Genomic DNA, 12,610 nt, shown 5'->3' with positions numbered 1-12,610 from the left:
ATCAACCACACAAAAGATATGCAATTTACATTCAAGTTCCCACGTATTAATAAACTGCTGCCAATTTGTTTAGCTATTGTCACTGTTCTGTTAATAGCCTATTGGGGACAGCCAAGAGCGATCGCCCAACTGCGATCGAACGTTACAGTAGATTTTGGACAGCCAGCCACCGGTACAATTTCCATGAGTGGCATCCTGCACGGAATCGACACTGCAAAACCGCCGGATAGCTCGATTAAACCCTTGCAGCCCAAACTTTGGCGGGCGGGGAGACTCGATATTTACGATCGAGTAATCGCCAGCGGAGCCGAGTTTCAGTTAGTAGTCAGCGATTTGTGGGGCTACGGTAGCAATCCCAATGGGTGGCCCTATCAAAACTACCCTGCATGGGAAGCATTCATCCGACAGTTAGCCCAGCAAAATAAAGGCAAGAAAATTATTTGGGATGTATGGAATGAACCAGATTGGAAAGATCCATTTTGGAAGGGAAGCAGAGAACAATTCTTTGAAACTTACAAAAGAGCTTACAAAATCTTGCGGGAAGAATTGGGGCCGTCAGCAATGATTGGCGGGCCGAGCCTCGGCCGCTACAGCAAAGAATATCTCGCCGCTTTTTTGGATTATTGCAAGGCTAACAAACTTGAAGTTAATTTCCTATCGTGGCACGAACTTAACGACACGATGATTTTATTTATTGACGATCACGTAATTGAGGCTAAACGCAATTTTCAGCAAAGTCCTTCTTACAAGGAATTGAAATTGCAAAAAATTTACGTCAACGAAATTGTCGGGAACTTAGCGCAGTACCAGCCGGGAGAAATCTTAGGTTATTTGTATAACTTAGAGTATGCAAAAGCTGACGGTGCTTGCAGAGCTTGTTGGGAGAGTAAAGGGCCAAATAAAGTTAGCAATTGCTTCAACAATACGCTGAGTGGGATGGTCATGCCTAATACTTTTGAGCCGAGAGCCGCTTGGTGGACTTACAAAGCTTATGCTGACGGAGTTAATTCACGGGTGCGGAGTTGGTCAAATAACAATCGCCTTGTCGCTTTAGCCAGCAAGTCAAATCCTGAAGGTAAAGCACAGATACTTTTAGGTTATTTCGACCCCAATTTTTCCTCAGCAACAACGGTAACATTAACCCTCGGAAATTTGGAGCAGCTAGGTATTCAAAGGGGTCAGAAAATCACTCTAAAGTTAGAAAAGATACCCAACAATCAAGAAGGAGCCGTGCCACAGCTTGTCACAGTTAAAGAAGAAAGTTTGTCGGTGGGTAGCGGCAGCTTGGCTTATGTTATCCCTAATTTTAACGTCCACGAAGGCTACTTATTGACGGTTAGCAAGTGATATCGTTTTCGGTTGCATAAGAATTATATAGAGGACACGGCAGTGCCGTGTCCTTACAAATATATAGATTTTATCTAGGATTATTCAAAGATTTTTGCACCGATTCCAACCATTCTCTGACTGTTTGATTTTCGGATTGTGGATCGTAGTAACACCCTAATTCATCGAGGATTAATGCTTCTAAATCGGCTGGGGCGATCGGCATTTCTAGCAGTTTGCTGAGCTCTTGCGATGCAGCTTCAAGACTTGCGGGCGGTTCGCTGCTGCGGTAGTTGTTAACTACATCGCTGGGAGTGTCAGCTTCTAACGGCCAGTCTTGGTGAAAGTAGGAACTGAAAAATTGGGTTAAATAAGGAAATTGATTTATCATTGGGGATAGGCTGTGAGAATAAAGTATCCGGGAGGTAATTTGGCGCTGCGCTGGAGGACGATTCTCAGGCGAGATGTTGAAGTTGCTTTAGATGCGCGGCGACGCAGAGTAATGCCAATTATTCTGTTGGCATTGTAGTCGATCGTATAACGATTACCTCGACTTTTCACCCAAGAGTCGATCGCACTTTGATTTCTGTTCATTGCTTCTGCAATAGCCGCTTCGGCGACGGAACGATCAGTAAAAGAAGATGCAGCAGAAATTCTCGTTTCGCTTGCGAGTCGCTGTGCTAGTTCTGCTTCTGTTTTGCCAACGTGTCTCTCTAAAGTGTGTCCTCCTGCTGATTCGTGAAAGTCTAATCCGCCGCCCGGTATGTTGGGTACAAAAGCTATGGCGGTTTGTGATATTGTTGAGCCTTCCGGTGCAACAACCGTGGCGTAAACACCAGGTATAGCAGATTGGAATAATATAATTATTGAGGCGATCGCACACAGGATACCTAAAAACTTTTTTAGGCGATCGAGTTGATTTTTCATTGCTGTTTAATCTCTTCCTTATATTTAGTAGAGGTGTTGGCTTTCTTTGTGTATTTCCTAATCTACCATTCGTAAGTTAGAAATTAATTGCGCGCCGCATTTAAATATACGGTGTGCAGTGCGCGACCTACGGTTAAGTAGAAATTGCCCGCAATATTTAAATACATGCTTCTCCGCGCGCACCCTAGGATTATTCATAAATAGACGTAAATAGAGGGGGCTGGCCGCCCAGCATACGATTATTGAGAATAGTTTGTGATTTCTGTGGTTTACAAAGCTTCACTCACTATGAGAAAAAGTTAATAATTCTTTGAATAAATCACTGATTATTGATGATAAATTAATTGATCATCTTTAAAAATGTGACAAAATGCAAGTAGTTATCCTAGCTGGCGGTCTCGGTACTCGTCTCAGAGAAGAAACAGAATTTCGTCCCAAACCCTTAGTTGAGGTGGGAGGCCATCCAATTATTTGGCACATCATGAAGATCTATGCACACTATGGTTTCCAAAACTTTATTGTGTGCTTGGGCTATCGCGGCAACATGATTAAAGAATATTTCCTAAATTATGAAGCCATGAACAATGACTTTACTATCTGTCTGGGACGCCAACATACCATCACTTATCACGAGGAACATCTCGAACAAGATTTTAAAGTGACACTAGCTGAAACTGGCGCCGCAAGCATGACAGGAGGGCGGGTAAAACGGATCGAAAAATATATCGATCGCGAGAATTTCATGGTGACATACGGCGATGGAGTAGCTGATGTCGATATTGACGCCTTGATGGATTTTCACAAATCTCACGGGAAGCTGGCCACTGTCACTACATTTCGTCCGATTTCTCGCTTTGGAATTTTGGATGTAGACAGCGATAACCGCGTAGTACAGTTTTCTGAGAAGCCTCAGATCGACGGCTGGATTAGTGTTGGATATATGATATTTAACCGCCGGGTATTTGAGTATTTGGGGGGAGATGATTGTATTTTAGAACAAGAGCCGATGCAGCGTTTGGCCGCAGACGGACAGTTGATGGCTTACCGTCATGACGGCTTTTTCTTTGCGATGGATACTTTTCGAGAGTACAAGTATTTAAACGAACTTTGGGATGAAGGGAAGGCTCCTTGGAAAGTGTGGAAATAAATTAGTTTGGGGGCGAGGCTTAATTTCCGCCCCACACAAGTTTGACTAAAAATTACTATAAAATTACCTCATAAATCCGGTTGCTTCGTAGATTTTTCGTGAGTTGTCGCAAAAATCGTAGTAACTGGGTTTTTATAGATCCCTATCCGTGGGAAGTGAAACTTTCCCAAATAAGGTAAAACTCACTATAAAATAATTATAAAAAATGGATTCCCAAGATATTCTCAACAGCACAGAAACTTACCTGAAAAAGTGCGTTTCACCCCACGCTGAAATTATCGACAGCGACTCGGAAGCCCTAAAAACAGCAGTTGCGGGATTGGAAGCTCGATCGCTCTTAGCATTGCGAGTTCCCCAAAAATGGGGCGGTGCCGAAGTTGCACCGGAGATTTTTTACAAATATCAGGAATTGACGGCTCGATATTCCGGCGCTTTGTCTTTCCTGCAAACTCAGCACCACAGTGCAACTGCGATGATTGCCAACAGCGACAATGAAATGCTAAAAAGCAGATACTTGCCCGCGATCGCCCAAAAAGAGTTACGCTTGGGTATTGGGTTTTCGCATTTGAGGCGATCGGGCAATCCGGCCGTCACCGCAACTCCCACAAAAGATGGCTATTTACTGTCAGGAAAAGTTCCTTGGGTAACAGGTTTTGGCTTGTTTCAAAAGTTTATTGTAGCGGCGGTACTTCCTGACGCAAGCGCTGTTTTCGGTTTAGTGCCTTTTGTCAATATTGAACGCGACTATGGTAAAATAGCTTGCAGCGAAATCATGCAGTTAATCGCCATGAACTCGACTAATACTGTGACAGCAACTCTCGATAATTGGTGGCTGCATGAATCGGAAATAATTTCAGTTAAACCTGTCGGCTGGATTTTGGAAAACGACACCAAAAATATACTGAATTTTGTTCCGGGTACTTTTGGCTGTATTCGAGCGGGATTGGATGTAATTGCAGCAGCGCCGGCTGCTAAGAATTCACCTTTTATAACGGCGGCTTGTCAAAAACTAGAGCAAAAGCTCGATCGGCTAAAACAGAATTTCTCACAATCTCAACATAGCTCAAAAGCAGAACAATTAGCGCTGCGAGCTCAAGCCATTGATTTAGCCGTGCGTTGCGGGCACGCGGCGGTTGCAGTTTCTAGCGGTGCTGCTAACGGTGCGCTACACCCCGCCGGGAGAGTTTATCGAGAAGCTTTGGTGTATACTGTTTCCGGGCAAACAAAGGATGTGATGGAAGCAACGCTCGATCGACTAATCCAATTTTAGATAGTAGATTTTAGATATGAGATTGAGAGTGCAGAAGGTCAATAGCTCAACTGTGTTTAATAAATAATAGATATATTTAACCTGATGACCAACAACTTTAAGTCAAATAACTTAAAAAAGATCGCCTATAGCACAATTGTAGACTTAACCCATGCAATTCACCCAAATATTCCCATTTGGCCAGGAGATCCAGCGACAGAAATTGCCACAGTAGCCCAAATAGAAACAGACGGGTATTTCCTGCGAAAATTCTCAATGGGAGAACACAGCGGCACTCACATCAACGCACCCAACAGCTTTTATGCAGGAGGCGCCAGCATTGATAATTATTCCCCGCAGTCACTCGTTGTGCCGGCAATTGCGATCGACATCCGAGAGCAAAGCCTTGCCAATCCCGACTACACTTTAACAATTGATGATATATTGACTTGGGAACGGCAGCACAAACTTATAGAACCGGGAAATCTAGTTTTATTGTATACTGGGTGGCAAGCAAAATGGGATAACGAGAAAGCATTTTTCAACCGAGACGATCGCGGAATTTGCCACTTTCCCGGATTTAGCCAAGCAGCAACTCAATTTTTGCTAGAAGAACGCTCGATAGCCGGAATTGGCACCGACACCCACGGAGTCGATACCGGGCGAGATCAAAGTTTTGCGGTTAACAAATTGGTATTGGAAAAGCAGCGAATAGTGCTGGAAAATCTAACAAATCTCGACTTGTTACCTGTGACTGAAATCACTTTAGTTATCGGAATATTGCGCCTTTTGGGAGGTTCCGGTTCGCCCGTGTCGGTGTTAGCTTTTGTTGCTTGAGGCGGTAAAACTTACATCTTGCATTATGCTCAAGAACAGGCAAGATGCCCGTTCCACAAAGAGTGAATTTTCTCGCTTCACAGGTCGGAAAGCCCGATGCCCGTTCCACAAAGAGTGAATTTTATTGTGGAACGGGCATCTTGCCAGTTCATAAATAGGTAATTGAAAATGGTGCAATATCTCAGGTAAAATTAGATTGAGAGAAGTCGAGTAAAAACAATTAGATTAATGACAGAACTGCCCAAGGATCTCAACGAGGCGATCGCCCAATCCCGCATTGCCACCGCCGCTGCCCTCTCGGACGGCAAAACTCTACTGCAAGTCGAATTAGTATTTCCAGAAATCGCCCTGCAAGCACAGTCTATCACCCTACAATTCCTCCCAGAATTTGAGGAAATCTACCCCGGAGTCAAAGTCTTTTTTCCCGACACCGGTGCGGCAGCCCTCGCGCGTCGCGACTGGGGAGAAACACCGTTTAAAGTCACTGATTTGGGTAGCAGTCGCACCCCTGTTGAAGATAAAATATCACCGGAAGATCAACTTTTCCTTTTGATCAATCCAGCAGCCGTAGAAGTTGCCCAAGTCGAAAAAATTTATATAGCTGCGGCCGGTCGCCCCGTAATTCTACTCAACCCGCGCCTGGAAGATGTTGCCACCATAGGTATAGGCTATGCGGGCCGCCAATTGCGCGATCGATTCCTCAGCAAAATCGAATCCTGCTACTATATCAGACCCCTAGACACTGCTGCTTTATTCCGCTGCTACCCCCAATCGTGGCAAGTGTGGTTGGAAACAAACGACGAATACAAACTAATTTCTGAAACTGCCCAAAAACCAGTCGGAGACGATTTAGAGCGGATTTTAGCCAAAGCTCTCGGAACCGACGATCCTGACTCCACCACACCTGCCAAACCCTTAAAAAAGAAAGGTTTTTTGGCAGAACTCCAAACATTCCTCAAAGCTTTGACTCAGTGACAGCAGTTTTCAATTCTCTGAAATACGCCCAGGACACGGCCAGGCGCCGTGCCCCTACCCGATATTTGTACTTCGCTCAAATTAAAACTGCCATAATATCGTTTCCGGTTGCATCGGTATTGTTCAAATGTCCAAACAGTCAACAGTCAACAGTCAACAGTCAACACTCATATCGAGGAGTGCAAGCGGAATTGATATAACTTGCCTCTGTTTCTATCAGTAGCTACGCAAACAGGTACTGGCGAGCTTTACAGAATCTTTATACAAGGCACTATAATGGGTGACACCCCTCCACCGTAAAAGAGGGGAGGCAAATAGCAGCAAAATCAGATGCTATAAGCTAGAGATGGGGCTTTTGAGTCAGGGAAGCGGATAAACACAATGGAGCACCGGCGCATTGTTATCGGGGACGTACACGGGCATTACGACGGGTTAATGACCCTGCTAGAGGCACTTGCCCCCGGCTTGGACGATCGCGTCTATTTTTTAGGAGACTTAATTGATCGTGGCCCCAAAAGCGCTCAGGTATTAGATTTTGTGCAGCAAAGCCCCTACCAAACTCTGTTGGGCAACCACGAACAACTGATGCTGGAGGCTTTGTCGGGAACGCCGATGGATATGCGAGCGTGGCAATCTTGGCTCTACAGTGGTGGCGATGCGACAGTAGCGAGCTACAGAGATACAGGGATGATGCCGTACAAACACTTAGAGTGGCTGCGATCGCTCCCCACGCACCTGGATTTAGGGGACATCTGGCTGGTTCACGCCGGCGTTGACCCCCATCTGTCGCTCGATGAACAGTCGATCGAACAACTGTGTTGGATTCGCAGGGAATTTCACACCATGTCGAAACCCTATTTTCCCAATAAATTAATTATCACCGGTCACACGATCACCTTTACCTTTCATGGGGTCAGACCGGGCGAATTAGTCAGGGGCGAAGGGTGGTTGGATATTGACACGGGTGCTTATCATCCCAAAAGCGGCTGGCTGACAGGATTTGACCTCAGCTACCGCAGAGTTTATCAAGTAAATGTATTTAACAATCAAGTCCGAATTTTGCCGTTTGACGAAGTTGTTCGGCAATTGAAGCCGCAGCCGATTCCACCCCCGCAAGCTGCGATCGATTCTATTGTTCAACAGCAGTGTTAAATCAAGTTTTAGTTGTAGGGTATGTCAGATTAAGTCCGATATCTTAAATCGAAATTAACTTGCTGCTGACTTACCCTAGTAACTGGATTCGTTTTTTAACGAACCCCGAAGACGCGTTAGCGAAGCGGCGCGTTAGCGCTAGATCGCGAAGTAAGAAAATAGAAGAGAAAACAATAGAGCCCCTGACAGATTGAGAATTGCTACGAACCTAAAAGTCTGCGGATTTCTAGCCTGTAATCCTCATTATTCAAACCTTCACCGCTAGCAAGATCCGGATCTATAGCCTGTGAAATAGCAGCAATACGATCGCCAGTTGCCGGGTGAGTGCTCAAAATGCTAGGAGGAGAAGGCTTGTTGAGCAACTTTTTCATAAAATCAACCATCCCAGATTGAGCGTAGCCTGCTCGCCCCATAGTTTGCAATCCCAACTGATCGGCTTCATACTCAGCTTGGCGACTGTGGGGACGGCGCAAAGCCAATTCCACCCCAATCTGAACCGCCTGAGATCGATCGAGCCCAGTTGCCGAAGCTACACCTGAAGCTATGGCCATTTGACGCATTTGTTGAATCGCGTGGCGAGCATTAATGTGAGCGATTTCGTGGGCGATCACACTGGCCAATTCTGCCTCATTGTCCGCCGCTGCCATTAAGCCTTTATTCACATAAACAAAACCGCCCATAGTTGCAAAAGCATTAATCGCGTCGTCGTCAATCACTTGAAAAGTATAAGGAATATTGGGGCGAGTGCTTTCTTGAGCGAGTCGTTGACCGATACGGTTGATATATTCTGTAGTGTCCCGATCGCGGTCAATCTTAAACTGGCTGCTGGTCAACTGCTGATTAATTTGTCTGCCAATAGTCACCTCTTGGCGATCGGACATATTCGACAATTGAATAACTTGAATGCCTCGAAAAATAAGTTCAGGCAAAGAAAATGCTTGAGTCGGTTCTGGGGAAACCACCCAGATACCCGCAGCCACAATCAGGGACAGAAACAGATAAATTCCCCTACCACAAGTACGCCGACAAGTCAACCAAAAACTTTTTAACATGATTGATACGTGGGAGAAGTTAGATAAAATTTGAGGAAATACTCGAAAAGTCACTCAATAGGCAGACGCAATTTGAGGCTGCTTAGTTGCTATTCTAGCTTTTTGTCAATTTTTAACGGCGCCACCAGCTTCACGGCGATCGGCAACTGGGCAACCAACCGCCCTCAACAACTGCCTTCTGCCTTATGCTTTAAGTGCCCAAGTCATGCGGATTTTGGGCGATCGTTGTGGTAATATCTTTTAGCTTCAGGACTTACACATCAATAAAGTATGTCATTGCCAGCGGTAGCTCAGCAATAGCAGCATCTGTTTTTCATCGATGTCTGCGTAAGTCCTGAGCTTGTAAACATACTCCTGTCGCTATCAGTATAATAGGCGATTATGAAAATTTTAGATTCTCAAGGCCGACTGTTCGGCAAACTCAGCATTCTAGACGTAGCTGCCGCTCTGATCGTACTGCTAGTTGCAGTCGGAATCTTCTTCTTTCCCGGCACTTCTGGCGGTTCCGTCGCCCAAGTCGGCACCAGTGTCAAACCTGTAGAGATTGATGCAATTGCGATCGGTCTCAAAGGAACAAACGTTCAAGATTTGTTCAAACCGGGTGATAAAATCAATGTGGTGATCCGCAATCAACCCTCCGGTCAGATTACCATCAAATCTGTCAAAACTCTCACCAGAACCCTAGCAGTTCCTCAGCCCAACGGCACTCTGAAAGCTCTCCCCGATCCCAGAGAAGAAGAAGCCTTCAGCAAAAATATGATGTTTACCTTAGAGGGAAAAGGTCAACTTACTGAAAATGGCCCGGTTTTAGGTAATACGAAAGTCAAAATTGGCACTACTCTAGAGCTTGAAGGCAACAAGTACATTTTCAACGCCAGCGTTATCGACGTGCGAGTAAAAGAATAATTAGTAGTCAGTAGTCAGTAGTCATTAGTCATTAGTCCTTAGTAATGGGTAAGGACTAATGGGTAATGGGTAATTAATCTTCCTTGTTGCCTCTTCCTCCATCCGTTACATCCGTTAAAAAATCCGTTGCCGAACTTCCTTCTTCCTTTTTCCTCCATCCGTTACATCCATTTAAAAATCCGTTGCCGAACTTTTTCACCCTTCCGAAAGCAATTTTAAGTATTGCCGAATTAAGCCAATCGTGACAGCGGGAATTTCTAACTGCGGAGTCAAACCTACGTTTTCCAGAGGTTGAAAAACTTTGATTGCTTCGGGGTTGAGATTTGCCAACCGCTGGCCGATATCGGGCCCGGTAAACTGCGATTTTTCTCCCCAAATAATCGCTGTCGGCCTTGTTAGCTGAGTGATGTACAGCGACAAATCAAAGCACAAATCTCCCCGCACAAAAGACAGGGCGGCATATTCTGCATTTGGTTCCAAAGCAGATTGGAGGTAAGCATCAACAATTTCTTGGTAAACGCGACGCGAATCGGCAAATTGGCGTTGTTCTAGGAAGCTACGGATGCCGCCGTCTGTGGCGATTCCGGTACTGTAGAGCAAGCGATCTAAAATCGGCGTGTTGACTAGCTTAGCGAAGAAACTGCTGCCGTAATCTTGTCCGAAGTCCGACAAACCGCTGGGTATGGTCAAAATCAGAGATTTGAAAAGATCCGGCCGTGCGATCGCAGCTCGAATCGCGATCGCCCCTGTTAGCGAAGAAGCAATCACCTCTGTCGGACTGCCGCAAGTTTTTTCGAGAAATTCGATCAAAGTTGTGATATAATCTTCAACCTGATAATTTCTTGCCGGATGTTCCGATCGCCCCCAACCGATTAAATCAGGTGCTAAAATTCGATATTCTGTCGCAAAAGCCGGATAAACTTTCGACCATTCGTAGGCACTCGACCCGCCGCCAAAACCGTGAAAAAATACTAAGTTCGGCTTATTTTCCGAAGTTGAGGTCGGCAACCCCATCCAAGGCATTTTTTCAGCAGTGTAGTAAACCATTCTGCCGAGAGAAGTAACTATTGATCGCTGACCGAAGCCGAGGGGTACAAGCATAAACTAACCTTAATCGCTGTTATATTTTAGATTCTTTTCCGTCGCCCCGTCTTTGTTTAAAAAACTTGCAAAGCTGGTGGCGTTTTTGTAAAGATTGAGTAATGATTTAAATCTATTTTAGTACAGGTGAAGCGTGAAACTACAGACAGCAAGTAAGTTTTGCGATTTGGGCAATTCGGCTGTGTAGTTATCCTTACCCTTGCAAACTACCGCTGATGGGAGATAATAGCAAAATGATGGGTAAGACCCCTCAACAAAATAGAGTCTGTTCGCTAACTGGGAAAGCAGGCGCTCGGAAAGGAGGACTATTAGAACTGGCTTTCAGGCAGGCGGCAGGTTTGCCGACGCTCGCCAATCACAAATCATTAATCACGATATTTTGCGGAGCAGTGGCTTTTGAGGTCGAAAGTCTTTGTTGGAGGGCGGGCAATGGGGTTTCGATTCCTAATTGCAGGTTTGGCAATCACTGACCTCGCCGTTATCAATTCCAAAACAGAAGAAACAACTAATCTCAGGGAGGTCTACTAAAATGCAACTGCTCAGAAAAAGGGATCGCGAGGGTTTTATGGTTGATGCGAAAAGTCTTCAATCGGACGGGTTTGCAGAATTTGACACAGCCTGTCGAAGCATGGATTTAAACGGCAAAAAGTCTGTTGTCGCCACTCCAGAACGCTCAGGCGCAGGGTCAGAGGTGCGATCGCGTGCCACAGTACCTGCGATCGTCCGCGTAGCTTTAGAAGACTTGAAATGCTTTGAAGTAGTAGAACACCAGTTTGCACATTGGGGGGTGACTTTTAGCAATGCCGTCGCCATCCAACCTTCAAACCCAGCATTTTTCACGGGTTCTGGGGCAACAGTGTTAATGGGCGCCCCCAAAAGCGGACTGATAGAAGTAACTTTTAAGTATCCAGTTCGCTGGGTGTCAGGACTTGTCACCAGTTCGCGACGAACTGTTTTATCAGCTTGTGACATTGACGGCAACCCAATTGTTCAGGATGAAATGCCGGCGCCCAATCTGGTCGGGTCTAATTCTCCGATCGCCCCTAGGGCTCCCCTGCGCGTAAAAGCTCCGAATATTCATCGAATTAGTTTTTACGCTTTTGACGGTCAGCTAATAGTCGATGACTTAATGTTTGGATTTTAGATTTGAACTAAATTGCCAAATAGTTCGCTAAACTTATCCATAGTTAATCCTTAAGAAGAAGTTTTATGTGGAAAGTGGCAGAATTTGGAAAGTTAGTTGGAGTTTCGTCTTCTACCTTACGGCGTTGGGAAAGTGAAGGCAAGTTAGTCCCCAATAGGACACTAGGCAACCAGCGTCTTTATACAGAAAGTCACCTGAGTATCGCCCGAAATCTGAAAACAGGTAAAACACCAAACCGAGTTATCGTCTACTGCCGCGTCTCATCCACTGCACAAAAACCAGAGTTACTTCGCCAGACACAGGCTATGGAACAATTTTGCTTGGCCCAAGGTGTCTCCATCACGGACTCCATTCAAGAGATTGGGGGAGGACTGAACTTCAATCGTCCCAAATTCCTGCAAATCATACAATGGGCAATACAGGGCGAAGTCAAGATGCTATACGTGGCTCACAAAGATCGACTCTGCCGATTTGGATTTGAATTGGTCGAGCAAATTCTACAGTGGAATGGCGGAACGATTATCGTCGCCAACGCCGAAACCCTTTCACCGCATGAAGAATTGACTCAAGATTTACTCTCGATTATCGACTGCTTTTCTTCCCGCATCTACGGGTTACGGAAATATCAAGCAAAAGTTAAGAATATTGTAGAGGATATAGATCCTTGTTCAGAGTCCCATATACTTCACCAAGTAAAGAATTCCAAGTAAGTTTAACTAGGGTTTGCTGAATAATTGATCGCAGACCACTAGCAGGAGCGATCGATATATTCAAGGTGAGTTAAATATAAGTTT

13 protein-coding genes are annotated in these 12,610 nt (G+C 45.2%); 9 read left to right on the top strand and 4 right to left on the bottom strand.

The genetic code is table 11. The annotated features are described in order from the left end of the window. Positions 1-18: 18 nt before the first annotated feature. Positions 19-1,347: a GH39 family glycosyl hydrolase gene (locus QUA90_RS14780; RefSeq protein WP_333446240.1), complete on the top strand. Its 1,329-nt coding sequence runs from the start codon at positions 19-21 to the stop codon at positions 1,345-1,347. A 70-nt stretch (positions 1,348-1,417) separates the two neighbouring features. On the opposite strand, the gene QUA90_RS14775 is transcribed toward QUA90_RS14780, so the two are convergent. Both QUA90_RS14775 and QUA90_RS14770 read right to left on the bottom strand, forming a co-directional pair. Then, positions 1,418-1,717, bottom strand: a complete 300-nt coding sequence (locus QUA90_RS14775; RefSeq protein ID WP_333446238.1) for a contact-dependent growth inhibition system immunity protein — start codon at positions 1,715-1,717, stop codon at positions 1,418-1,420. Beyond that, positions 1,714-2,253 carry an RNase A-like domain-containing protein gene (locus tag QUA90_RS14770; RefSeq protein ID WP_333446237.1) on the bottom strand — a complete coding sequence of 180 codons (540 nt, stop codon included), beginning with the start codon at positions 2,251-2,253 and terminating at the stop codon, positions 1,714-1,716. Before QUA90_RS14770 ends, QUA90_RS14775 begins: the two co-directional genes overlap by 4 nt. Positions 2,254-2,623: 370 nt before the next feature. Here QUA90_RS14770 and rfbF point away from each other — a divergent pair, with 370 nt between their 5' ends. From rfbF to QUA90_RS14745, 5 genes are all read left to right on the top strand, one after another. Further along, entirely contained in the window at positions 2,624-3,400 is a 777-nt protein-coding gene (gene rfbF, locus QUA90_RS14765) for a glucose-1-phosphate cytidylyltransferase (RefSeq protein WP_333446235.1), read from the top strand. A gap of 205 nt (positions 3,401-3,605) precedes the next feature. Beyond that, positions 3,606-4,670 (top strand): acyl-CoA dehydrogenase family protein, encoded by a 1,065-nt coding sequence (locus QUA90_RS14760; RefSeq protein ID WP_333446233.1) that lies wholly within the window; start codon positions 3,606-3,608, stop codon positions 4,668-4,670. 84 nt (positions 4,671-4,754) lie between these two features. Continuing rightward, the gene (locus QUA90_RS14755; protein ID WP_333446231.1) at positions 4,755-5,486 is read left to right on the top strand and encodes a cyclase family protein; all 732 of its coding nucleotides are present in this window, start codon (positions 4,755-4,757) and stop codon (positions 5,484-5,486) included. Positions 5,487-5,714: 228 nt separating this feature from the next. Next, positions 5,715-6,461, top strand: a complete 747-nt coding sequence (locus QUA90_RS14750; protein ID WP_333446230.1) for a DUF1995 family protein — start codon at positions 5,715-5,717, stop codon at positions 6,459-6,461. A gap of 381 nt (positions 6,462-6,842) precedes the next feature. After that, the gene (locus QUA90_RS14745) at positions 6,843-7,613 is read left to right on the top strand and encodes a metallophosphoesterase family protein (RefSeq protein ID WP_333446228.1); all 771 of its coding nucleotides are present in this window, start codon (positions 6,843-6,845) and stop codon (positions 7,611-7,613) included. 200 nt (positions 7,614-7,813) lie between these two features. Here the strand turns inward: QUA90_RS14745 and QUA90_RS14740 are convergent, their stop codons facing one another. Continuing rightward, entirely contained in the window at positions 7,814-8,665 is an 852-nt protein-coding gene (locus QUA90_RS14740) for a M48 family metallopeptidase (protein ID WP_333446226.1), read from the bottom strand. Positions 8,666-9,046: 381 nt separating this feature from the next. Here QUA90_RS14740 and QUA90_RS14735 point away from each other — a divergent pair, with 381 nt between their 5' ends. Then, positions 9,047-9,571, top strand: a complete 525-nt coding sequence (locus tag QUA90_RS14735; protein WP_333042459.1) for a DUF4330 domain-containing protein — start codon at positions 9,047-9,049, stop codon at positions 9,569-9,571. 195 nt (positions 9,572-9,766) lie between these two features. On the opposite strand, the gene QUA90_RS14730 is transcribed toward QUA90_RS14735, so the two are convergent. After that, complete coding sequence (locus QUA90_RS14730) at positions 9,767-10,672, bottom strand: alpha/beta hydrolase (protein WP_333322000.1); 906 nt, start codon at positions 10,670-10,672, stop codon at positions 9,767-9,769. A 529-nt stretch (positions 10,673-11,201) separates the two neighbouring features. On the opposite strand from QUA90_RS14730, the gene QUA90_RS14725 reads away from it, so the two are divergent. Together QUA90_RS14725 and QUA90_RS14720 are read left to right on the top strand one after the other, a co-directional pair. Next, positions 11,202-11,816 (top strand): hypothetical protein, encoded by a 615-nt coding sequence (locus tag QUA90_RS14725; protein WP_333322002.1) that lies wholly within the window; start codon positions 11,202-11,204, stop codon positions 11,814-11,816. A gap of 65 nt (positions 11,817-11,881) precedes the next feature. Continuing rightward, on the top strand, positions 11,882-12,526 hold the full coding sequence (locus QUA90_RS14720; protein ID WP_333322004.1) for an IS607 family transposase: 645 nt from the start codon (positions 11,882-11,884) through the stop codon (positions 12,524-12,526). Positions 12,527-12,610 lie beyond the last annotated feature (84 nt).

Source organism: Microcoleus sp. D3_18_C4 (assembly GCF_036702355.1).
Taxonomy (GTDB): Bacteria; Cyanobacteriota; Cyanobacteriia; order Cyanobacteriales; family Microcoleaceae; genus Microcoleus.
This window is presented reverse-complemented; position numbering and strand designations above follow the sequence as displayed.